Annotated in this window: 21 protein-coding genes; 16 read left to right on the plus strand and 5 right to left on the minus strand. The window is 70.3% G+C overall.

Translation table 11 applies throughout. The features are described 5' to 3' along the window. Nucleotides 1–67 precede the first annotated feature (67 nt). Complete coding sequence (cysD, locus tag ACQRWP_RS31990; RefSeq protein WP_091394617.1) at nt 68–979, plus strand: sulfate adenylyltransferase subunit CysD; 912 nt, start codon at nt 68–70, stop codon at nt 977–979. Beyond that, nucleotides 979–2,274, plus strand: a complete 1,296-nt coding sequence (locus ACQRWP_RS31995; RefSeq protein ID WP_430499900.1) for a sulfate adenylyltransferase subunit 1 — start codon at nt 979–981, stop codon at nt 2,272–2,274. Before cysD ends, ACQRWP_RS31995 begins: the two co-directional genes overlap by 1 nt. A gap of 203 nt (nt 2,275–2,477) precedes the next feature. Here ACQRWP_RS31995 and galK read toward each other — a convergent pair whose 3' ends face one another. After that, on the minus strand, nt 2,478–3,647 hold the full coding sequence (gene galK / locus ACQRWP_RS32000; RefSeq protein ID WP_430499901.1) for a galactokinase: 1,170 nt from the start codon (nt 3,645–3,647) through the stop codon (nt 2,478–2,480). After that, nucleotides 3,644–4,627, minus strand: coding sequence for a UDP-glucose 4-epimerase GalE (gene galE, locus ACQRWP_RS32005; protein ID WP_308193209.1), 984 nt, complete (start codon nt 4,625–4,627; stop codon nt 3,644–3,646). The genes galK and galE overlap by 4 nt, the downstream gene beginning before the upstream one ends. Nucleotides 4,628–4,822: 195 nt before the next feature. Here galE and ACQRWP_RS32010 point away from each other — a divergent pair, with 195 nt between their 5' ends. From ACQRWP_RS32010 to ACQRWP_RS32035, 6 genes are all read left to right on the plus strand, one after another. Next, nucleotides 4,823–5,992, plus strand: a complete 1,170-nt coding sequence (locus ACQRWP_RS32010; RefSeq protein WP_430499902.1) for a hemolysin family protein — start codon at nt 4,823–4,825, stop codon at nt 5,990–5,992. A 33-nt stretch (nt 5,993–6,025) separates the two neighbouring features. Then, complete coding sequence (trpS, locus tag ACQRWP_RS32015; RefSeq protein ID WP_124820377.1) at nt 6,026–7,051, plus strand: tryptophan--tRNA ligase; 1,026 nt, start codon at nt 6,026–6,028, stop codon at nt 7,049–7,051. A gap of 25 nt (nt 7,052–7,076) precedes the next feature. Further along, on the plus strand, nt 7,077–7,646 hold the full coding sequence (locus ACQRWP_RS32020; protein ID WP_430499903.1) for a 2'-5' RNA ligase family protein: 570 nt from the start codon (nt 7,077–7,079) through the stop codon (nt 7,644–7,646). Between the two features lie 154 nt (nt 7,647–7,800). Next, nucleotides 7,801–8,727: a YihY/virulence factor BrkB family protein gene (locus ACQRWP_RS32025; RefSeq protein WP_430499904.1), complete on the plus strand. Its 927-nt coding sequence runs from the start codon at nt 7,801–7,803 to the stop codon at nt 8,725–8,727. Beyond that, on the plus strand, nt 8,727–9,113 hold the full coding sequence (locus tag ACQRWP_RS32030; RefSeq protein ID WP_430499905.1) for a GntR family transcriptional regulator: 387 nt from the start codon (nt 8,727–8,729) through the stop codon (nt 9,111–9,113). The genes ACQRWP_RS32025 and ACQRWP_RS32030 overlap by 1 nt, the downstream gene beginning before the upstream one ends. A gap of 81 nt (nt 9,114–9,194) precedes the next feature. Continuing rightward, entirely contained in the window at nt 9,195–9,632 is a 438-nt protein-coding gene (locus ACQRWP_RS32035; protein ID WP_091394593.1) for a hypothetical protein, read from the plus strand. Between the two features lie 4 nt (nt 9,633–9,636). Here the strand turns inward: ACQRWP_RS32035 and ACQRWP_RS32040 are convergent, their stop codons facing one another. The 3 genes from ACQRWP_RS32040 to ACQRWP_RS32050 all read right to left on the minus strand — a co-directional run bounded on the left by ACQRWP_RS32040 (nt 9,637) and on the right by ACQRWP_RS32050 (nt 12,929). Further along, complete coding sequence (locus ACQRWP_RS32040) at nt 9,637–10,008, minus strand: VOC family protein (RefSeq protein WP_430499906.1); 372 nt, start codon at nt 10,006–10,008, stop codon at nt 9,637–9,639. A gap of 207 nt (nt 10,009–10,215) precedes the next feature. Further along, entirely contained in the window at nt 10,216–11,850 is a 1,635-nt protein-coding gene (locus tag ACQRWP_RS32045; RefSeq protein ID WP_430499907.1) for a glycoside hydrolase family 13 protein, read from the minus strand. A gap of 32 nt (nt 11,851–11,882) precedes the next feature. Next, complete coding sequence (locus ACQRWP_RS32050; RefSeq protein ID WP_238680467.1) at nt 11,883–12,929, minus strand: LacI family DNA-binding transcriptional regulator; 1,047 nt, start codon at nt 12,927–12,929, stop codon at nt 11,883–11,885. Nucleotides 12,930–13,128: 199 nt separating this feature from the next. Between ACQRWP_RS32050 and ACQRWP_RS32055 the strand changes: the two genes are divergently transcribed. The 8 genes from ACQRWP_RS32055 to ACQRWP_RS32090 all read left to right on the plus strand — a co-directional run bounded on the left by ACQRWP_RS32055 (nt 13,129) and on the right by ACQRWP_RS32090 (nt 21,450). Continuing rightward, the gene (locus ACQRWP_RS32055; protein WP_430499908.1) at nt 13,129–14,376 is read left to right on the plus strand and encodes a sugar ABC transporter substrate-binding protein; all 1,248 of its coding nucleotides are present in this window, start codon (nt 13,129–13,131) and stop codon (nt 14,374–14,376) included. Beyond that, the gene (locus ACQRWP_RS32060; protein ID WP_430499909.1) at nt 14,376–16,019 is read left to right on the plus strand and encodes an ABC transporter permease subunit; all 1,644 of its coding nucleotides are present in this window, start codon (nt 14,376–14,378) and stop codon (nt 16,017–16,019) included. Before ACQRWP_RS32055 ends, ACQRWP_RS32060 begins: the two co-directional genes overlap by 1 nt. 108 nt (nt 16,020–16,127) lie before the next feature. Then, the gene (locus ACQRWP_RS32065) at nt 16,128–17,018 is read left to right on the plus strand and encodes a sugar ABC transporter permease (protein ID WP_430499910.1); all 891 of its coding nucleotides are present in this window, start codon (nt 16,128–16,130) and stop codon (nt 17,016–17,018) included. Between the two features lie 171 nt (nt 17,019–17,189). Beyond that, on the plus strand, nt 17,190–17,912 hold the full coding sequence (locus tag ACQRWP_RS32070) for a glycosyltransferase family 2 protein (RefSeq protein WP_430499911.1): 723 nt from the start codon (nt 17,190–17,192) through the stop codon (nt 17,910–17,912). Continuing rightward, nucleotides 17,909–18,319: a hypothetical protein gene (locus tag ACQRWP_RS32075; protein ID WP_430499912.1), complete on the plus strand. Its 411-nt coding sequence runs from the start codon at nt 17,909–17,911 to the stop codon at nt 18,317–18,319. The genes ACQRWP_RS32070 and ACQRWP_RS32075 overlap by 4 nt, the downstream gene beginning before the upstream one ends. A 4-nt stretch (nt 18,320–18,323) precedes the next feature. Then, a complete protein-coding gene (locus tag ACQRWP_RS32080) occupies nt 18,324–19,703 on the plus strand; it encodes a hypothetical protein (RefSeq protein WP_430499913.1) in 1,380 nt (459 codons plus the stop codon). A 61-nt stretch (nt 19,704–19,764) separates the two neighbouring features. Next, entirely contained in the window at nt 19,765–20,106 is a 342-nt protein-coding gene (locus ACQRWP_RS32085) for a hypothetical protein (RefSeq protein ID WP_091397247.1), read from the plus strand. A 276-nt stretch (nt 20,107–20,382) separates the two neighbouring features. Next, complete coding sequence (locus ACQRWP_RS32090) at nt 20,383–21,450, plus strand: BMP family lipoprotein (RefSeq protein ID WP_430503355.1); 1,068 nt, start codon at nt 20,383–20,385, stop codon at nt 21,448–21,450. The last annotated feature ends 45 nt before the right edge of the window (nt 21,451–21,495 follow it).

A 21,495-nucleotide genomic window follows, 5' to 3' on the forward strand; every position in this document is an offset into this window, starting at 1 on the left:
AACTTTCTTGACATGCCCGACCGGAAAGGTCTGGAAATCGGATGAGCGAGCGAATCGAGCCGGTGTCATGACCACCCCCGCGGCGTACCAGGTCTCCCACCTGGACGCCCTGGAAGCGGAGAGCATCTTCGTGATGCGCGAGGTGGTCGCCGAGATGGAACGCCCGGTGATGCTCTTCTCCGGTGGCAAGGACTCGATCGTCATGCTGCGGCTCGCGCAGAAGGCGTTCGCCCCGGCCAACGTCCCCTTCCCGGTCATGCACGTCGACACCGGGCACAACTTCCCCGAGGTCCTGGAATACCGCGACCAACGGGTCGCCGAACTGGGGTTGCAGCTCGTGGTGGCGAGCGTGCCGGAGGCCCTGGCCAGCGGCATGGTCCGGGAGTCCGGTGACGGCATGCGCAACCGGATCCAGACGCCGGTGCTGCTGGACGCGGTGGAGAAGCACCGCTTCGACGCGCTGTTCGGAGGTGCCCGCCGGGACGAGGAGAAGGCCCGGGCCAAGGAGCGGGTGTTCAGCTTCCGCGACGAGTTCGGTCAGTGGGACCCGAAGAATCAGCGGCCGGAGCTGTGGTCGCTGTACAACGGCCGGCACCACCCGGGCGAGTCGATCCGGGTCTTCCCGCTGTCCAACTGGACCGAGCTGGACGTCTGGCACTACATCGCCCGGGAACGCATCCCGCTGCCGTCGATCTACTACGCGCACGAGCGCGAGGTGATCGAGCGGGACGGCATGTTCTACGCCGTCAACGAGTTCTTCCGCCCCCGCGCGGGTGAGGAGCGGTTCAAGGCGCAGGTGCGCTACCGCACCGTCGGCGACGCCTCCTGCACCGCCGCGGTCCGCTCCGACGCGGACACCGTGGAGAAGGTCATCGAGGAGGTGGCGGCCACCCGGATCACCGAGCGCGGCGCCACCCGTGGTGACGACCGGGTCAGTGAGGCCGCCATGGAGGACCGCAAGCGGGAGGGCTACTTCTGATGAGCACCGAGATCGTGGCCCCGACGGCCGAGGCGCGGCCGATGGACCTGCTGCGCTTCGCGACCGCCGGCAGCGTGGACGACGGCAAGTCGACCCTCATCGGCCGGCTGCTCTACGACACCAAGTCGCTCTTCACCGACCAACTGGCCGCCGTGGAGGCGGTCAGCGCGGCCCGCGGCGACGAATACACCAACCTGGCGTTGCTCACCGACGGTCTGCGTGCCGAGCGGGAGCAGGGCATCACCATCGACGTGGCGTACCGGTACTTCGCCACCCCCCGGCGCAAGTTCATCATCGCCGACACCCCGGGCCACATCCAGTACACCCGCAACATGGTCACCGGCGCATCGACCGCGGACCTGGCGCTGATCCTGGTGGACGCGCGCAAGGGCCTCGTCGAGCAGTCCCGCCGGCACGCGTTCCTCTGCTCCCTGCTGCGGGTGCCGCACCTGGTCCTCTGTGTCAACAAGATGGACCTGGTCGACTGGTCGCAGGAGGTCTACGAGCGGATCGCCGACGAGTTCACCGCGTTCGCGGCGAAGCTCGACGTACCGGACCTGACCGTGGTGCCGGTCTCCGCGTTGCGCGGCGACAACATCGTCACCCGGTCGGACAACATGCCCTGGTACGAGGGCCCGTCGCTGCTGCACCACCTGGAGCGGGTGCACATCGCCAGCGACCGCAACCTGGTCGACGTCCGGTTCCCGGTGCAGTACGTGATCCGTCCGCAGTCCACCACGGTCACCGACTACCGCGGCTACGCCGGCCAGGTCGCCTCCGGCGTGCTGAAGCCGGGCGACGAGGTGATGGTGCTGCCGTCCGGCTTCACCAGCCGGATCGCCGCCGTGGAGACCGCCGACGGGCCGGTCCCGGAGGCGTTCCCGCCGATGTCGGTGACGGTACGACTGGCCGACGAGATCGACATCTCGCGGGGTGACCTGATCTGCCGGCCGAACAACGCACCGGCGGTGGCCCAGGACATCGAGGCGATGGTCTGCTGGATGGACGAGACGGCCCCCCTGCGGGTTGGCGGCCGGTACGCGATCAAGCACACCACCCGGTCGGCGCGGGCGATCGTGCGCGGGCTGTACTACCGGCTGGACATCAACTCCCTGCACCGCGACGAGTCCGCCGACGAACTGCGGCTCAACGAGATCGGCCGGGTGCGACTGCGCACCACGGTGCCGCTGCTGGCCGACGAGTACCGCCGTAACCGCACCACCGGCGGCTTCGTCATCATCGACGAGGCGACCAACCGCACGGTAGGCGCCGCCATGATCGTCGAAGCCAGCTAGCCCCACCCGCCAGCTCGCCGGGTCCGCCAGCGCGCGGCTGCCCGCAAGATCGCGCTCGATCCAGGAAGTAGTGGCCTCGCCCAATGGGCGAGGCCACTACTTCAATGAACGAGCACGATCTCCATCCCCGCCTCCCGCCCGGCCCTCCGCCCGGCCACCGGCAGAGGTGGGTGGAGTTGGGGGTGGGTGGGGAGCGGTTCGGGTTAGGGCAGGCGGGTGGCGCCGGGGGAGGGGAGGACCGTCACGGTGCCGGGGGCGGTGAAACCTCGCTCCGCGTACGCGTCGGTCACGGCGGCGGCTACCGCGTCGGCACGGTCGGCCTCGATCAGCGCGAGCACGCAGCCGCCGAAGCCGCCGCCGGTCATTCGGGCACCCAGCGCGCCGGCCGCCAACGCCGCCTCGACCGCGGTGTCGATCTCCGGCACGGTGATCTCGAAGTCGTCGCGCATCGAGACGTGGGAGGCAGTCAGCAACGGGCCGATGTCACGGACCCGGGCGGCGCGGAGCAGCGCCACCGTGTCCAGTACGCGCTGGTCCTCGGTCACCACGTGCCGGACCCGTCGCCGGGTCTCCTCGTCGTCGAGTTGCGCCAACGCGGCGTCGAGCTGGTCGACGCCCACGTCCCGCAGCGCGGCAACGCCGAGCGCGCTGGCCCCGGCCTCGCAGGAGCGACGGCGGGCCGCGTACTCCCCGTCGGCGTGGCGGTGCGGCGCCCGGCTGTCGATGACCAGCACAGCCAGCCCGTCGGCGTCCAGGTCGAACGGGATGTGCTCGACCGACTCGTCCCGACAGTCGAGGAAGAGGGCGTGCCCAGCGCGGCAACGGATGGCCGCGGACTGATCCATGATGCCGGTCGGCGCGCCCACGTAGACGTTCTCCGCCCGTTGCGCCAGCCGGGGTTGCAGTTCCGGGGCGAGCTCCAGCTCGCCGAGGTCCAGCAGGGCAGCCAGCACGGCCGACTCCAGCGCGGCCGAGGAGGAGAGCCCGGCGCCCAGTGGCACGTCGGAGGCGATCGCCAGCCGGGCACCGGGCACCGGGTGACCGGCCTCGCGCAGCGCCCAGACCACACCCGCGACGTACGCGGCCCAGCCGGTGACTCGACCCGGCTCGGCGACGTCGTCCGCGCCGAACGTGATCGCCTCGCCGGAGAGCTCGGACCAGGCCGTCCAGTGCTCCCCGTCCTGCCGGTCGGCAGCGACGACGGTGCGCATCGGCAGCGCGAACGGCAGCACGAAGCCTTCGTTGTAGTCGGTGTGCTCACCGATCAGGTTGACCCGGCCCGGGGCTGCCCAGCGGCCGGCAGCCTCGCCACCGAACTGCGCGGAGAAGCCGGCGGCTGCCCGCGCGGCGACATCACCGCTCGGATGGGTCATGACTGCCCCAGGATGTGCGTGCGGTAGAACGCCCAGGCATCCCCGACCATGTCGTGCAGGGTCGGCTTCTGCGGCACCCAGCCCAGCTCCTCGCGGGCCAGCGCGGAGGACGCGACCAACTCGGCCGGGTCGCCCTCGCGGCGCGGCGCGACCTCGACGGGCAGTTGGTGCCCGGTGACCTCACGGACCACGTCGACGACCTGGCGGTTGGTGAAGCCGTTGCCGTTGCCCAGGTTGTAGATCCGGTGCTGGCCGCTGGTGGCCGCGTCCAGCGCCAGCAGATGCGCGCGGGCCAGGTCGGCGACGTGGATGTAGTCGCGGACGCAGGTGCCGTCCACTGTGGGGTAGTCGTCCCCGAAGAGCTGGAGCTTCTCCCGGCGGCCGGCGGCGACGTCCAGCGCGATCGGAATCAGGTGCGTCTCCGGGTCGTGTCGCTCGCCGAGCGTGATGTCGCCGTCGAGGTGGGCGCCGGCCACGTTGAAGTAGCGCAGCGACACGGCGGCCAGCCCGTGCGCGATCGCCTCGGAGGTGAGTGCCATGTCGACGGCGAGTTTGGTGGCGCCGTACGTGTTGGTGGGTGCCTTGACCGCGTTTTCGGTGATGGGCAGCTCGGTGGGGTTGCCGTAGACGGCGGCGGTGGAGGAGAAGACCATCCGGGGCACTCCGGCGGCCCGGACCGCGTCGATCAGGGCGAGCGTGCCGATGGTGTTGTTCTGCCAGTACAGCTCCGGCTTGACCATCGACTCGCCGGCGGCGATCAGGGCGGCGAAGTGCAGCACCCCGTCGAACCCGGCGTCCGCGGTGACGACCTGGGCGGCGTCGTGGATGGACGCCTCCACGTGGGTGGCGTCCGGGGCGAGGGCCTCGCGGTGGCCGGTGCGTAGGTCGTCCAGGATGACCACCTGGTGACCCGCGTCCAGCAGCATCCGGGTCACCACGCTCCCGATGAAGCCGGCGCCCCCGGTGACGAGCAGTTTCACGTCGTTGCCTCCTGCCTGGCCCGCCCGGGACGTGGCCCTTCGGTGATCACACTAGGGCGGTGGCCGGCGCTCTCGCCGTTACCACCGTCAACCCCATTCCATCATAATCTCTCATGATTAAACAGAGCCGAACATCTGTCCGCCGCTCCGCGTGATCCCCGGTGCGGTGGGCCCACGGTGTCTACCATCTCTGTCATGCGGGAAGCGGCCCGTACCGGGCTCCGGCGACACGCGCGGGCACACCCCCGCCGCGACCCTGGCCCGCTCGCCCGGGCCGTCGCCCGGGTGCTGGTTCGCGCCGCGGATGGCGCCACCCGACTCGTGACCGACCTGCTCGGGACCGGTCCGACGGCCGGCCGGGAGCACATCTCCGAGGCCGATCTGCGTGACCTGGTCGCGGCGAACACGGTGCTCGACCCGGACGAGCGGCGGATCATCGACGAGGTCCTGGTGGCCGGTGCCAGTCTGATCCGCGAGGTGATGATGCCGCGCACCGAGGTGGTCTTCCTCCCGGCGCGGCTGACCATCGTCGAAGCCGCCCGACTGGTCCGCGCCGAGACGCACACCCGTTACCCGGTCACCGACGGCACGCACGACGACGTGGTCGGCTTCGTGCACCTGCGTGACGTGCTGCTGCGTCCGGACGCCGACCCGTGCCTCACCGTCGGCGAGTTGGCCCGGGAGGTGAAGCGGCTCCCGGGCAGCAAACGGGTGCTCGCCGCGCTGACCGAGATGCGCCGGGAGGGCCAGCACCTCGCGGTGGTGGTCGACGAGTACGGCGGCACGGCCGGGATCGTCACCCTGGAGGACCTGATCGAGGAGTTGATCGGCGAGATCCACGACGAGTACGACGCCACTCCGGACCCGGTGCACGCCGGCCTGCCCGCCGTGGTGGACGGCCGCCTCAACCTCGCTGACTTCGCCGAGCGGACCGGGGTGGCACTACCCGCCGGACCGTACGAGACGGTGGGCGGGTTCGTCATGGCCGCGCTGGGCCGGCTCCCGGTGACCGGCGACGAGGTGCCGGTGTCGGGTGCGCCCGCCGAGGTCGGCGCGCCCGATCCGGCCGAGCTGCCGGCCGGCTGGCTGCTGCGGGTGCTCACGTTGGACGGCCGCCGGGTGGCCCGACTCGCCGTCTCCGCCGCCCACACCACCGAGCAGAGCACCGGGCAGCGCCCCGGGCGGCGCCGCGAGTACGACGCCGCCTCGGCCTCGGTTGGCGGCCCCGAACAGGCCCGGGAGGCGATGGCGGGGCAGCACCGCCGGGTCGCGGTCGGGCCGACGCGCCGGGTCGGCGCGGGCGAACCACGCGAGGTCAGCACCCCGGCACCGGCGGGCCGCAGCCGACCCGCCGGCCCGTCATGACGGACCGGGTTGCTTGCTGACAGAATTATCGCCATGTCCGACGTTCCCGCCCGGCCCCGCGTCTTCTCCGGCATCCAGCCGACAGCCGACTCGTTCCACCTCGGCAACTATCTCGGCGCGGTGCGGCACTGGGTGGCGCTACAGGACACCCACGACGCGTTCTACTGCGTGGTGGACCTGCACGCCATCACCGCGGGGCATGATCCGGCGCTGCTGCGCCAGCGGACCCGGGTGGCTGCGGCCCAGCTCTTCGCGGTCGGGCTCGACCCGGAACGCAGCACCCTGTTCGTCCAGTCGCAGGTGCCCGAGCACCCGCAGCTGGCCTGGGTGCTCGGCTGCATCACCGGCTTCGGCGAGGCCAGCCGGATGACCCAGTTCAAGGACAAGTCGCAGAAGCAGGGTAACGAGCGGGCCAGCGTGGGGCTGTTCACCTACCCGGTCCTCCAGGCCGCCGACATCCTGCTCTACCAGGCCAACGCGGTGCCGGTCGGCGAGGACCAGCGCCAGCACCTGGAGCTCTCCCGCGATCTGGCCCAGCGCTTCAACTCGCTGTTCGGCGCGACGTTCACGGTGCCCGCGCCGCACATCGTCAAGGACACTGCCAAGATCACCGACTTGCAGGACCCGACCGCGAAGATGTCGAAGTCGTCGTCCTCGCCGGCCGGCATCATCGACCTGCTGGACGATCCGGCCCGGTCCGCGAAGAAGATCCGTTCGGCGGTGACCGACACCGGTCGGGAGATCGTCTTCGACGCCGAGACCAAGCCCGGTGTGTCCAACCTGTTGACCATCCACTCGGCGCTCAGCGGCCGCAGCATCGACGAGCTGGTGGCCGCGTACGCGGGCCGGGGCTACGGCGATCTGAAGAAGGAGCTGGCCGAGGTGGTGACGGACTTCGTCCGGCCGATCCAGGAGCGCACCCGCGCCTACCTCGATGACCCGGCGCAGTTGGACAAGCTGCTCGCGGCCGGCGCGGAGAAGGCCCGTGCGGTGGCCGCGACGACCCTGCGGTCCGCGTACGAGCGGGTTGGGTTCTTCCCGCCCGTGCGCGGCGAGTAGCTCCGCGGTACAGGTGGACGGCTCGGTGGTCGGAGGGGCGGCGCGAAGCGTGGATCGCAGTGGCGGGGTGCCGCCGACCGGCGACACCATCCAGATCGGCATCGCGGTGGACATCCCCGAGCCGTGGGGTGCCCTGCTCACCCGGCGGCGGGTCGAGGCCGGTGACCCGCTGGCGGTGCCCGCGCACGTGACGTTGCTCGGGCCCACCGAGATCCGGACGGCGAACCTGCCGGCGATCGAGCGGCACCTGGCCGCCGTCGCCGCCGCGCACCTGCCGTTCACGCTGCATCTGCGGGGCACCGGCACGTTCCGTCCGGTCACCCAGGTGGTGTTCGTCGCGGTGGCTGCCGGGATCAGCGAGTGCGAGCTCCTGGCCGCGGCCATCGCCGCGGCGCCGGGTCTGCACCGCGAACTCCGGTTCCCGTACCATCCGCACGTCACAGTGGCTCAGGACGTGGCACCGGAGGCCCTGGACAAGGTGTACGAGGATCTGGCCGACTTCTCCGCGATGTTCGAGGTCGACGGGTTCACCCTCTTCTCGCACAGCGGGCAGGCCAGGTGGCAGCCGCGTCGGGACTTCTGCCTCGGCAACTGAAGCGCCGGCAACCGAACCGCCAGCAACCGAACCGCCAGCAACCGAATTGCCGGCAACCGAACCGCCAGCACCTGAAGCGTCGGCGACGCGCCGGCCGGCGAGCATCGGGAGCCGGTTGCCACTACAGCGGTGGGAGATCGGCGAGGATGATCGCGTGAACGTGATCGGCCGGATCGAGGCGGGCATCGACCGCTGGGTGAGCGCCGCGCGCCACCGGTCGGGGCTCTTCGATCATGTGTGGCGGGCCGGCGTGCTGTACGGCGAGGTGCTGGCCGGCCGGTTGGCCGCCGCGATCGCCTACTACGGCTTCTTCGCGGTGTTCGCCCTCGCCCTGGTGGCGTTCTCCATCTTCGGCGCGATCCTGGAGGACAACGACGAGGTCAGCGCGGCGGCGGCCGACTTCCTCAAGGAGAATCTGCCGTTCCTGGACGCCGAGCAGATCGCCAACTCCAGCGGCACTGTCGGTGTGGTCGGCCTGGTCATCCTGGTCTTCACCGGGATCGGTTGGGTCGAGGCCATCCGGTCCTCGCAGCGGTTGATGTACCAGCTCAACCAGCAGCCGGGCAATCTGGTGGTGCGGCGGCTCGTCGACCTGGGCGTGATGATCGGCGTCTTCGTGCTGCTCGGCGTCTCGGTCGCGGCGGTGGACGCGTTGGAGTCGCTGCTGCGTTTCCTGCTGCGCAGCACCGGGTCGGTGGGTCTGACCACCATCAGCGCGGTGCTCAGCGTGCTGGTCAACACAGTGCTCGCCACCGCGTTGCTGCTGGCCGTGCCCCGGCTGCGGATGAGCCGGTCCCGGCTGCGCCCGGTGGTGGTGCTGGTGGCGGTCGGCATCACGCTGCTGAACACCGTCGGGCGGTACTACGTGGTGCGGACCGAGCGGAACCCGGCGTACACCGTGGTGGCCGGCGCCGTCGGTCTGCTGCTCTACCTCTACCTGCTCAACCAGTTGGTGCTGTTCGGCGCGGCGCTCCTGGCGACCAGCACCAACGGCCGAGTGGTGGACCTGGCGGAAACCCCCGCGCCACCGAAGGATGTCGACGAGGGCATCGACCCCGGTACGCCGGGCGGTGCGGGCTGATGACGGAAGGCGCACAGGTGCTGATCTCGGTCGACTCGGACTCGTCGGTGCCCCCGTACGAGCAGGTGCGCGTGCAGCTCGCCGAGCTGATCGGCGACGGCCGGTTGCCGGTGGGCAGCCGGCTGCCGACCGTCCGGCAGCTCGCCGCCGACCTGCGGTTGGCCGCGAACACGGTGGCCCGCGCCTACCGGGAGTTGGAGGCGGCCGGGCTGCTGGAGACCCGGGGTCGCAACGGCACCTTCGTCGCCCCCGGGCGGGACGACGCCGTCGACCGGTTGCAGCGTGCGGCGGCCGGCTACGCGGCGGAGGCGGCCCGGCTCGGCGTGCCGCCGGCCACCGCGCTCGCTCTGGTCCGCGCCGCCCTGGACGCCGTCCGCCCCGGCTAACCGGCCGCCGATCGACCGTCGGACGGGCGATAACTGAGCAGAACGGCGTCGTCGCTCGCGTTCGCGGACCATGATGAGCCGGTGGGCGCACTCATGACACTGGACCTGCCGGCGGACTCACCGCTCCTCGGCCTGCCGTGGATCATCACCTTCGGGCCGCTCGGTGACCTCGACGAGTGGGAGCCGGTGGTCTGCGGGCCGTACGAGCGACCGCACGCGTTGGCCCTGGCCGAGGCGGTGGTGGCCGAGGAGCAGCTGATGGCGGTGGTGGAGCCGTTGCTGCCGGCGCTGTCGGCCGACGAGATCCGCAGCGAGATCGCCGCCGCGCAGGTCGCCGCCGAGGACGAGGCCCGCCAGGTGGAGGGGGCCGACCTGTACGGGGACTTCGAGGACGTGATCGACGAGGAGTTGGACGCGGCAGCCGACGAGGCCGGCCACGGTGAGCCCGCCGAACCGCCGGACGAGGCCGAGGTACGCGCTGGTTTCACCCGGATCGCGGCGTTGCTCACCGCGAAGTGAGAGGTCAGCGGGTCGGCGTGCGGTCCAGCACGCAGAACTCGTTGCCCTCGGGATCGGCGAGCACCGTGAACTGTTCGGCCCCGGTCTGCCCGACGTCGACCTGCCGCGCGCCGAGGCTCAGCAGCCGTCGTACCTCAGCCTGGGGGTCCGTGTCCGCGACCAGGTCGAGGTGCAGCCGGTTCTTGCCCCGCTTGGCGGTGCCCGAGCCCTGCAACCACACTGTGGGCGCGGCGGCGGACGGCTGCCCCGGCGGCCAGAGCTTGGCGCTGCCGTCGTCGCCCTGCTCGACCTCGTAGCCGAGCGCAGCGGACCAGAACGAGACCATCAGGTCCAGATCCTCGACGTCGAGCGTGCACTGGGCGATCCGTACCACCATGGGCTCACCTCCGTAGTGATGGTGCCCGATGCGGTACCCGTGACGTCTGCGGGTCTAACCACTGGCGTTACACGGACACCGGCGCCACGCGGAGCGGACTCCGCGCGGCGCCGGTGGCACCTCACCCCCCACCACAAGGGGCCGGTAGCCCAGTCGCCCGTCGGCGCGGGGCACGACGAACGACCAGGTCGAGAACGAGTTACCCGTTCAGCGCTGTTCCAACCAGACTGCCGCGTCAATTGGCAGCAGCTGACCGGAGCCCTGTTCGGTGAGCTCGTCGCTGGCGACGAGCGGCTGACCGTACCCGTCGATCAGGACCGGCGCGCCGCTGAAGTTGACCACGCAGGTCAGCACGGTCGCGCCGGCGGAGCGGGAGAAGGCCAGCACGCCCGGCTCGCTCTCCCGCCAGGTGACCTCGTCGGCGTCGAGGGCGAGCGCGGGATGAACGTGGCGGATCCGCAGCGCGGCCCGGTACAGCTCCAGGGTCGAACCGGGCACGTCGGTCTGCGCCGTGACGGACAGCGCCTGCCAGAGTGCCGGGGCGGGTAGCCAGCTCAGTTCGCTGCCGGCCGGTCCGAAGCCGTACGGGGCCAGCTCGCCGCTCCACGGGATGGGCACCCGGCACCCGTCGCGGCTCTCGCCGGTGCGCAGGAACGCCGGATCCTGGCGCAGCTCGTCGGGGAGGTCGAGGACCTCCGGCAGGCCCAGTTCCTCGCCCTGGTAGAGGTAGGCGCAGCCGGGCAGGGCGAGCATCAGCAGGCTGGCGGCCCGGGCTCGGCGCAGCCCTTCGACGCCGTCGCCGTACCGGGTGACGTGCCGCTGCTTGTCGTGGTTGGACAGCACCCAGGTGGTCGGCGCCCCGACCACTGTCGCCTCGGCCAACGCGGTGTCGATCACCTTGCGGAACGAGTCGGCCGACCAGGTGGCGTCGAGGAAGTCGAAGCTGAACGCCTGGTGCAGCTCGTTTGGGCCGATGTAGCGGGCCAGGCGCTGTGGCGTCTCGGCCCACGCCTCGGCGACCGCCATCCGACCGCCCGGGTAGCTGTCCAGGATGGGCCGCCAGGCCCGGTAGATCTCGTGCACCTCGTCCTGGTCAAAGTACGGCAGCCGGCCCTTGCCGAGCAGTTCGACCTGGCGCTGACCGGTGGTGGCCGAGCTGAAGCCGACGTCCGGCAGCCCTTCCGCCTTGATCATGCCGTGCGCCACGTCGACGCGGAATCCGTCGACGCCCCGGTCCAGCCAGAACCGCAGCACGTCCTCGAACTCGGCGCGGACCTCCGGGTGGCGCCAGTTCAGGTCCGGCTGCGACGGGTCGAACAGGTGCAGGTACCACTGACCGTCCGCGATCCGGGTCCAGGCGGGGCCGCCGAAGATGCTCTCCCAGTCGTTCGGGGGCAACTCACCGTGCGCGCCCTGGCCGTCGGCGAAGAGGTAGCGGGCCCGCTCCGGCGAGCCGGGGCCGGCGGCGAGCGCGGCGGTGAACCAGTGGTGCGCGCTGGAGGTGTGGTTGGGCACCAGGTCGACGATGATCCGCAGGCCGTGGGCGTGCGCGTCGGTGATCATCGCGTCGAAGTCGGCGAGGGTGCCGAACATCGGGTCGACGTCCCGGTAGTCGGCCACGTCGTACCCGCCGTCGATCATCGGCGAGGTGTAGAAGGGGGTCAGCCAGAGCGCGTCCACCCCGAGGTCGCGCAGGTACGGCAGGCGCTGCCGGATGCCCTGGAGGTCGCCGGTGCCGTCGCCGTCGCTGTCGGCGAAGCTGCGGACGTACACCTGATAGACGACCGCGGAGCGCCACCAGTCGTCGTCGGTGGCGTGCGGCGGGGTGGCAGCGCTGATCATTCGAGCAATATGCCGGCCCGCCGCTGCAAGAGTCAAGCAGATCTTGCGTAAGACAGGCGGGCGGAACTCGGCGCGACAGCTGTGGAACCGCGCACCACCAGCTCCGGGCGGAACAGGTACTCCGAGTGCGGGGCGCCGTGCCCGTTGATCTCGTCCACCAGGGCGCGGACGGCGGCCACCGCCATCGCGGTGACCGGTTGCCGCATGGTGGTCAGCGGCGGGTCGGTGAAGGCCATCAGCGGGGAGTCGTCGTAGCCGACCACGGAGAGGCCGTCGGGGACGTTGAGGCCGCGCTGGCGGGCGGCCCGGATCGCGCCGAGCGCCATCAGGTCGGAGCCGCAGACCACGCCGGTGACGCCGCGGTCCAGCAGGCGGCCGGCCGCCGCCTCGCCACCCTCCACACCGAACAGTGACAACTCGGCCAGCGGGCCCAGGTCGGCTTCGGCGACGCCGGCCAGTCGAGTCATCGCGGAGCGCCAGCCGGCCACCTTGCGCTGCACCGGGACGAACCGGTCCGGGCCGGTGATCAGGCCGATCCGCCGGTGCCCGAGCGCGACCAGGTGGGCGACGGCCAGTTCGGCAGCCTCCCGGTCGTCGCAGGAGACGAAGGGCGCGCCGATGCCGGGCACGTACCCGTTGATCATCACGACCGGCAACGGCCGGGCGAGCAGTGCCCGGTAGCGGTCGTGGTTGGCGGCGGTGTCGGCGTGCAGGCCGGAGACGAAGACGATCCCGGAGACCTGCCGGTCCAGCAGCATCTCCACGTACTCGTCCTCGGTCACGCCGCCGGCGGTCTGGGTGCAGAGCACCGGGGTGAACCCGCTCTGCGCCAGTGTGGACTCGATGACCTGTGCGAAGGCGGGGAAGATCGGGTTGTCCAGCTCCGGCACCACCAGGCCGACCAGCCCGGCGCTGCGCTTACGCAGCCGGGCCGGGCGCTCGTACCCGAGCACGTCGAGGGCGGTGAGGACGGCCTGCCGGGTCTCCGGGGCCACGCCGGGGCGGTCGTTGAGCACCCGCGACACCGTGGCCTCGCTGACTTCGGCCTGCTGGGCGATGTCGGACAGTCGAGCGCGCATGGCGGCACTTTAGCCCACCGGCAAGTTCTTGCGGGGTGCTCTGCAAGCCCTTCCATTACTTGCAACGTCTTGCTAACGTCCCCGCAACATGCGAGAGCAGCGGCGCAGCATCCGTGCGCCGGATGGCAAGAACTTCCAGAGGTTTCCACTGGCGGGCCGCCCTTCCCCCGGCGGACCCGCCATGACGACAGGAGCACCGATGCGCATCCGTACCGCGGGTGTGGTCGCCCTCTTCGCCCTGGCGCTCGCCGCCTCGGGCTGCGGTGGCGACAGCGACGAGCCGGCCGCGAAGGACACCCCCAAGGCCGCCGGCGGCAAACTGGTGATCTGGGCGGACGACAAGCGGACCGCCGCCCTCAAGCCGTTCGCCGAGAAGTTCGGCCAGGAGAACGGCGTCACCGTCGAGGTCCAGGCCGTCAGCAAGGACCTCCAGACCAACTTCGTCACCGCGTCCCAGCAGGGCAGCGGGCCGGACGTGGTGGTCGGCGCGCACGACTGGATCGGCAACCTGGTGCAGAACGGCGCCATCGACCCGGTGCAGCTCGCCGCCGAGCAGAAGAGCGCCTTCAACGCGACCGCCATCAAGGCGGTCACCTTCAACGGTCAGCTCTACGGCGTTCCGTACGCGCAGGAGAACCTGGCGCTGATCCGCAACACCGAGCTGGCCCCGGAGGCGCCGAAGACCATCGAGGACCTGGTCGCCAACGGCAGGACGCTCAAGGCGTCGAAGAAGGCCACCGAGACGCTCTGCCTCCAGGTCGGCCAGAACGGCGACGCGTACCACATCTACCCGCTGTACACCTCGGCCGGCGGTTACCTCTTCGGAACCGGCGCCAACGGGGACTACGACCCGAAGGACCTGGGCGTGGGCAAGCCCGAGTCGATCGAAGCCTTCAAGAAGATCGGCGCGCTCGGCGAGAAGGGCGCGGGCGTGCTCAAGCGCTCCATCGCCGACACCAACTCGATCGCCACCTTCACCGGCAAGAAGTGCGCGTACCTGGTCTCCGGGCCGTGGGCCGTGGCCGACGTGAAGAAGGCCAACATCAAGTACGACATCTCGGCGATCCCCGGCTTCGCCGGCGGCAAGGAGGCCCAGCCGTTCGTGGGCGTGCAGGCGTTCTACGTCGCCGCCAAGGGCAAGAACAAGGCGCTGGCCCAGGAGTTCGTGGCCAACTACACCACCACTCCCGAGCTGGCCGTAGCGCTGTACAACGCCGAGCCCCGGCCGCCGGCGCTGAACGCCGCCCTCGACCAGGTCAAGGGCACCGACCCGGACCTGGCCAAGTTCCAGGAGGCGGGCAAGAACGGGCAGGTGCTTCCGGCCATCCCGGCGATGGCCGCGATCTGGGACCCGTTCGGCAAGGCCGAGGCAGCCGTCATCGGCGGGGCAGACCCGACCAGCACCATCACCGCGGCCGGCAAGACCATCTCCGGCCAGATCAAGTAATGAGTACGCCGCTGTCCGGCCCGGGGTCTGCCACGCAGGCCCCGGGCCGGGAGCCCGCCGGCTCCCGCCCTCCGCGATCTCGTCCGTCGCGTACCCGCGACGACGCGCCGATCACCCTGACCGGGCTCGCCGGCAAGGTGCTCCTGCTCGGCCTGACCGCCGGTGTCGCGGTCTGGGCGGCGTTCCCGCTCATCGCCGCCGGAATGTGGCCCGGCCTGGCACTGCTGGCGGCGTCCACCGCCGGGCTGTTCTACCTGTACCTCACCCGCCGGCACATCCCGGCCAAGTACCTGGTCCCGGGGACCCTGTTCCTGATCGCCTTCCAGGTCTTCCCGGTGCTCTACACCGCCAGCACCGCCTTCACCAACTTCGGCGACGGGCACCGGGGCAGCAAGGACGACGCGATCGTCGCCATCCAGTCCTCGTCGGTCACCCAGGTACCCGGATCCGCCGAGTACGCCCTGTCCATCGCCACGAAGGGCGACCCGGCCACCGGTGCGCTGGTCTTCCTGGTCACCGACCCGGGCACCGGCGCGGTCTCCGTCGGCGACACCGACGGGCTGCGCCGACTCGACCCCGCCGACGTCACTGTCGCCACCGGTGGCCGGGTCACCGCCGCCGACGGGTACACAGTGCTGACCGTCGGCCAGGCCAGCTCCCGCAGCAAGGAGATCACCGACCTGGTGGTGCCCACCCCGGGCGGCGCGGTGCGCTCCAGCGGTCTGTCCCGCGCGTACGAGGGCAAGGCGGTGCGGGCGTACGACGCCGGCTGCGACTGCGTCCGGGACACCGAGACCGGGCAGACCTGGACCGCCGACGCCGAGGCGGGCGCCTTCGTCGCCGCCGACGGTGAGCGGCTGGCCCAGGGCTGGAAGGTCAACGTCGGGCTGACGAACTTCACCCGGGTGCTCACCGACGAGAACATCTCCGGCCCGTTCCTGAGCAGTCTCATCTGGAACTTCGCCTTCGCCATCGGCTCCACCGGCGGAACGTTCCTGCTCGGCATGCTGATCGCCCTGGTCCTGCACTCGCCCCGGATGCGCGGCACCAACCTCTACCGGGTGTTGCTCGTCCTGCCGTACGCCATGCCGTCGTTCGCGATGCTGCTGGCCTGGCGGGACATGTTCAACGCCGACTTTGGCCTGATCAACAACCTGTTCGGGGTGAATGTGGACTGGTTCGGGCAGGCGTGGACGGCCCGCTTCGCGGTCATCCTCGTGCAGCTCTGGCTCGGCTACCCGTACATGTTTTTGGTCGCCACCGGCGCGTTGCAGGCCATCCCGCGTGAGCTGACCGAGGCCACAGCGGTCGACGGCGCCTCGCCCTGGCAGTCCTTCCGTGCGGTCACCCTGCCGCTGCTGCTGGTCGCGCTCTCCCCGCTGCTGATCTCGTCGTTCGCGTTCAACTTCAACAACTTCAACGCGATCTACCTGACCACCGAGGGTGCTCCCTTCCCCGCCGACAACCCGGCCAGAGGCGCCACCGACCTGCTCATCACGTACACCTACCGGCTGGCCTTCGGCGGGCAGGGCGCGCAGTTTGGCTTCGCCGCCGCGATCTCACTGTTCATCTTCGCCATCGTCGCGGTGGTCTCCGCGGTCAGCTTCCGGCGGACCCGCAAACAGGAAGAGGTGTACGCGTGAGCGCGAGGAGTGAGCTTGCGAGCCCCGCAGTCGCGAACGAAAGGTGGCTCGCGTGAGCGCGAGGAGTGAGCTTGCGAGCCCCGCAGTCGCGAACGAAAGGTGGCTCGCGTGAGCGCGAGGAGTGAGCTTGCGAGCCCCGCACGGCGGCGTAATCGCTGGTTCGCCCAGGTCGGCTGGCGGCATCTGGTGGCCCTGCTCGGCGTGCTGTTCAGCCTCTTCCCGATCGTGTTCGTGCTCTCCGCCGCACTGAACCCGCTCGGCACGTTGTCCACCACCGAGTTGGTGCCGACCGGCGGGGTGTCCCTCGGCAACTTCGGCGGACTGTTCGAGCGAACCGCCTTCGGGCGATGGTTCCTCAACTCGCTGCTGATCGCCGGGGTGGCGTCGTTCGCGTCGGTGTTCCTCTCGGCGCTCGCCGCGTACGCGTTCTCCCGGATGCGGTTCCGCGGCCGCCGGGTGGGGCTGCTCTCGCTGCTGCTGATCCAGATGTTCCCGCAGTTCCTGGCGATCGTGGCGATCTACCTGATCTTCGGCACGATCACCGACCTGTGGCCGTCGATCGGTTTCAACACTCCCTGGGGCCTGCTGCTGCTCTACCTGGGTGGCGCACTCGGGGTGAACACCTGGTTGATGAAGGGTTTCTTCGACACGCTGCCCCGGGAGCTGGACGAGTCGGCGACCATGGACGGCGCCTCGCACGCCCAGGTCTTCTTCCGGATCATGCTGCCGCTGGTGGCGCCGATCCTGGCGGTCGCCGGGCTGTTGGCCTTCATCGGCACCATCAATGAGTTCCTGATGGCCAACGTCTTCCTCACCAGCACGGACTCCAAGACCCTGGCGGTGGGGATGTACGGCCTGTTGGAGGGCAATGAGCGCAACAACAACTTCGGCATCTTCGCGGCCGGCACCCTGCTGACCGCGATCCCGACGGTGCTGGTCTTCCAGTTCCTCCAGCGGTACATCGTCTCCGGGCTGACCTCGGGCGCCGTCAAGGGTTGAGACCTGGGGGCGGTCGATCTCCGGTGGCGCGAGGTAGGGTGCTTCGGCACCGCCACGACGCTGCTCAGCGAGAGCGGGCCAGCGAACGTGTGGCGCGCCTGCTTCACTAGCCGCTGGCGGTTTCGCCGCCTCTTCATCCGCCGTCCGGTGCGGTTCCCGGGGAGAACTCTCGTGCAATTGTCGATCTTGATGCCGGTCTACAACGAAGCGGAACGCGTCGCGGAGGCCCTGAAGCAGGCCCTCGCCGTGCGGTACCCGTGCGAGATTGAGATCGTGGTGGTCGACGACGGTAGTACTGACGCAACTGCGGAGATCCTCGGTCGGATGGATGACGCGCGGCTGCGGGTCGTGACGCACCCGCGTAACGCGGGCAAGGGCGCGGCGATCAAGACGGCCGTGGACAGCGCCCGCGGCGAATACATGGTGATCCTGGACGCCGACCTGGAGTACGACCCACAGGACATTCCGAGGCTGCTGGCACCGGTCCTGGAGGGGCACGCGACAGTCGTCTACGGCAACCGCACCTTCGGCAGCCACAGCGCCTACAGCTTCTGGTACGTGGTCGGAAACCGAGGGGTCACCACGGCGGCGAACGTCCTGTTCAACTCCTACATCGGCGACCTGGAGACGTGCTTCAAGCTGATGCCGGTGGAGCTGTACCGGTCGCTGAACATCCGCTCCCGCGGGTTCGGCATGGAGGCCGAGGTGACGGGCAAACTGCTGCGGCGGCGGATCCGCCCCTACGACGTGCCGATCACCTACCGGGCGCGGGGCCGGGACGAGGGCAAGAAGATCACCTGGCGGGACGGGGTCGAGGCGTTGTGGATCCTGGGCCGGGAACGGGCCCGGCGTCGTCCCGACGGCGTCCCCGCCAAGACGCTCGCTGACCGATGACGACCACGAAGCACCGGAACCCGACCACTATCGCTCGGATCGTCGTGGCGCTCGTCGGGGTGGGCTGCCTGCTCCTGACCGTCCAGGGCGCCGTGCAGGCCACCGGCCGCGGCGCCGCCCTGATGAGTGACCGCGAACACGACCTCCCCGCACTCCAGCACCAGGTGGACCTGGAGACGCTCTGGGGCCAGTTCGTCGAGCAGGTGCCGCCGGGCAGCCGGATCTCGCTCACCCCGGCCCGGGCCAACAAGGACCTGTGGCGTCAGCGGTTGAGTGAGCTGGCCGTGCTGCACGGATGTGTGGTCGTCCAGGGTGCGCCGCAGGACTACTCGGTGGGCGTCGCCTCGGTGCAGCGGAAGCGGCCGACCAGCGCCGGCGTGCGGCTGGTCGTACGGAAGGTCGACTGACGGCATGGATCCCACCCCGGTGCTCGCCGTACTCGCCCTCCTCGTCGCCGGTTTCCCGCTGGCCTTCGCGATACTGCGCAGTCCCTTCCTCGCCCTGCTGCTCGCGCCCCTGGTGGCGGCGTTGCTGAGCACTGTCGCGGTGGTCCTGATGCTGGTCGTCGGCGGTCCACTGCCGCTCTGGATAGCCCTGGTGCTGGCCGCCGGGGCGGCTGGCGCCTGGTGGCTGTTGCGCCGCCCCGGCGAGCCCGCGCCGTACGGGCGGTGGTCGCACGCGCTGCTGATCGCGCTACCACTGCTCCCGCCGTGCCTCATGATCTTCGAACCGGCCCACCAGTGGGACGCGCACTCGATCTGGTGGCTGCACGCCGGCTACTTCGCCAACGGGAGCGAGTACGCGCGGGCGACGATCGGCAGCCCCGCCTTCGTCTTCTCGCACACCGACTATCCGCCACTGGCCTCCGCGCCCGTCGCGGCCGTGTGGAGCGTCGTCGAGCCGGACTTCCGGACCGCCCAACTCGTTGGCGCGCTGGTCACCGTCTCCGCGGTCGCGATGCTGGTCTACCTGGTCCGGCGGGCGCTGGGCCGGGTGTCCGCGCGGGTGGCCTGGGCGCTGGCCATCGCGGTGGGCCTGGCAACCTGGTCGAACGTCCCGTACGCGGTGACCGGCGGGCTCGCCGACGCGCTCTGGTCCGCCGCCTTCGCCGGAGCGGTGGTGGCCCTGCTGCTCAGTGCGGAACCGCTGCGCCGACCCCTGTTGCCGCTGTTGCTGCTGACCGTCGCGGCGCTCAGTAAGAACGAGGGGCTGATCGCCGCCGCGGGCCTGGCCGTGCTGGTCACCGTGCGGGCCCGCGCCGACCTGCGGCGAGCCGCGCTGGTCTGGCTGCCGGTGCTGGCCGGGGGCGCCTGGGCGGTGCTGGCCCGCCTGTTGGACGCCCAGTCGGACATCACCAACGGCGGCTCGGGTGACCGGGGCGCGGAGGTGGTGGAGCGGTTCCAGTTCACCATCGCGGCGCTGTGGGACGTGGTCGGTCCGGTGCTGGTGGGTGCTGCCGTGGTGGCGCTGCTCGGCACGCTGTTCCTGCGAGGGCGACGGCGTGCCGCCGGGCTGGCGGCCGACGGCTGGGTGTGGGCGGCCAACGGCTACTACCTGGCTGTTCTGGTCGGGACGTACCTGTCCGGCCCGAACGACATCGAGTGGTGGTTGGCGACCTCGGTGCACCGGGTGACGCTGCCGGTGCTGCTCCTGGCTGCGGTGAGCCTCGCCGGTTGGGTCGCCGTCGCGTTCGGCGGTGACAGCCGGGCGGAGTCGCAACCGGTGCTCGACCAGCCGCGCGAGCCGGCCCTGTCGGGTGCCACCCCCCACAGCGACCGGTTGATCGACTGATCCGCGCCCGTCGGCGGTTCCCACTACTACGATCCGTCGTTCATAGGGAAGTATGGCGACCGTGGAAGCTCTCAGACTCATCCTCCTCTACGTCCATCTGATCGGGTTCGCCCTGCTGCTCGGTGGCTCGATCGCCCAGTACGCCAGCGGTCGGCTACGCATCAACCCGGCCATGCTGTGGGGCGCGGTGATCCAGTTGCTGACCGGGCTCGGCCTCTCCGCGCCGCTGCGCGACGGCGACGAGCCGGCCCCGGCAAAACTTGTGACGAAGTTGGTGATCGCGCTGCTGATCTTCGTCATGGTCTTCTTCTCCCGGAAGCGGGACGTGGTCAACCGCGGTCATTTCCTCGCGATCGTCGGTCTGACCCTGGTCAACGCGGCGGTCGCGGTCTTTTGGCGGTAACGTCCGAGGAGGAAAGCGCCTCCAGAAAACGGACGTTGCGGACGCCTCGGCGCTCGGTTACCAGCACGAAGAGTGACTTGCCCCACGCAAGGGTTACACGCGGGTAACAGGCGCTCAACAGTCGTGCACGATTGTCGGCCGGTGGGTGGGCGCGGGCGTACGCTCCCGTCCGTAACGTGGGACAGCCGGCGGCATACCGCAGGTCGGCTGATGGGCTGCCACCGCATTAGGCGCGGTGTGCAATGGGAAGGAGACGTCTTGCGCTCGGTGCGTGGGATGCGGATCGCCTCGATCTTCGCGGTGGGTGGGCTCGCGCTCACCGCCGCCGCTTGTGGCGAGGCCCCCAAGGATGACAACAACGCCGGCAGTGGCGCCAAGAAGTTCAGCGCCTGCATGGTGACCGACGTCGGCGGCATCGACGACAAGTCGTTCAACACCTCGGCCTGGAAGGGTCTGCAGGAGGCCAAGGCCGCCAACGACAACATCGACATCAAGTTCGTCGCGTCCAAGGCCGAGGCCGACTACGAGCCGAACCTGACGCAGTACGTCAACCAGAAGTGCGACTTCATCCTGGCGGTCGGTGGCCTGATGGCCAACGCCACCTCGAAGATCGCCAAGGCGAACCCCAACCAGGAGTTCGGCATCGTCGACGCGAACCCGGGTGACGCCAACGTCTACCCGATGCAGTTCGACACCGCCCAGGCCGCGTTCCAGGCCGGCTACCTCGCCGCTGGGATGAGCAAGACCGGCAAGGTGGGCACCTACGGTGGTCTGCCGATCCCGCCGGTCACCATCTTCATGGACGGCTTCGTCGACGGTGTGACGTACTACAACACCACCAAGAAGAAGAACGTCCAGGCGCTGGGTTGGAACAAGGAGACCCAGAAGGGCTCCTTCACCAACGACTTCGCCAAGCAGGACGAGGGCAAGAAGGTCTCCGACGCGCTGGTCGCCCAGGGTGCGGACATCATCATGCCGGTCGCCGGTGGCTCCGGCCTCGGCACCACCGCCGCGGCCAAGGCCTCGGGTGGCAAGTACAGCACCATCTGGGTGGACGTCGACGGCTGCGAGAGCACCCCGGACTGCGCGGCCATCATCACCACCGTGGTCAAGAACATCCCGGAGGCCGTCAAGGAGGCCGTGGTCAAGGCCGCCGCTGGCGACAAGCTGCCGGCCAACCCGGGCTTCGTCGGCACCCTGGCCAACAGCGGTGTCTCGATCGCCCCGTACCACGACTTCGACAGCAAGGTTCCGGCCGAGCTGAAGGCCGAGGTCGACAAGATCAAGGCGGATATCGCCGCCGGCACCATCACCGTCACCTCGAAGGCCCAGCCGACCAAGTGACAACCGGCCGGCCCCTCCGATGAGATCATCGGGAGGATCGGCGGG

Origin of the sequence: Micromonospora trifolii, assembly GCF_050516465.1 — a bacterium.
Classification (GTDB): domain Bacteria; phylum Actinomycetota; class Actinomycetes; order Mycobacteriales; family Micromonosporaceae; genus Micromonospora; species Micromonospora trifolii.

Coding starts and splice junctions, on each gene's coding strand:
- cysD (WP_091394617.1), top strand. CDS start 68: ATGACCACCCCCGCGGCGTACCAGGTCTCCCACCTGGACGCCCTGGAA.
- ACQRWP_RS31995 (WP_430499900.1), top strand. CDS start 979: ATGAGCACCGAGATCGTGGCCCCGACGGCCGAGGCGCGGCCGATGGAC.
- galK (WP_430499901.1), bottom strand. CDS start 3,647: ATGACCCATCCGAGCGGTGATGTCGCCGCGCGGGCAGCCGCCGGCTTC.
- ACQRWP_RS32010 (WP_430499902.1), top strand. CDS start 4,823: ATGCGGGAAGCGGCCCGTACCGGGCTCCGGCGACACGCGCGGGCACAC.
- trpS (WP_124820377.1), top strand. CDS start 6,026: ATGTCCGACGTTCCCGCCCGGCCCCGCGTCTTCTCCGGCATCCAGCCG.
- ACQRWP_RS32030 (WP_430499905.1), top strand. CDS start 8,727: ATGACGGAAGGCGCACAGGTGCTGATCTCGGTCGACTCGGACTCGTCG.
- ACQRWP_RS32040 (WP_430499906.1), bottom strand. CDS start 10,008: ATGGTGGTACGGATCGCCCAGTGCACGCTCGACGTCGAGGATCTGGAC.
- ACQRWP_RS32045 (WP_430499907.1), bottom strand. CDS start 11,850: ATGATCAGCGCTGCCACCCCGCCGCACGCCACCGACGACGACTGGTGG.
- ACQRWP_RS32050 (WP_238680467.1), bottom strand. CDS start 12,929: ATGCGCGCTCGACTGTCCGACATCGCCCAGCAGGCCGAAGTCAGCGAG.
- ACQRWP_RS32055 (WP_430499908.1), top strand. CDS start 13,129: ATGCGCATCCGTACCGCGGGTGTGGTCGCCCTCTTCGCCCTGGCGCTC.
- ACQRWP_RS32060 (WP_430499909.1), top strand. CDS start 14,376: ATGAGTACGCCGCTGTCCGGCCCGGGGTCTGCCACGCAGGCCCCGGGC.
- ACQRWP_RS32075 (WP_430499912.1), top strand. CDS start 17,909: ATGACGACCACGAAGCACCGGAACCCGACCACTATCGCTCGGATCGTC.
- ACQRWP_RS32080 (WP_430499913.1), top strand. CDS start 18,324: ATGGATCCCACCCCGGTGCTCGCCGTACTCGCCCTCCTCGTCGCCGGT.
- ACQRWP_RS32090 (WP_430503355.1), top strand. CDS start 20,383: ATGCGGATCGCCTCGATCTTCGCGGTGGGTGGGCTCGCGCTCACCGCC.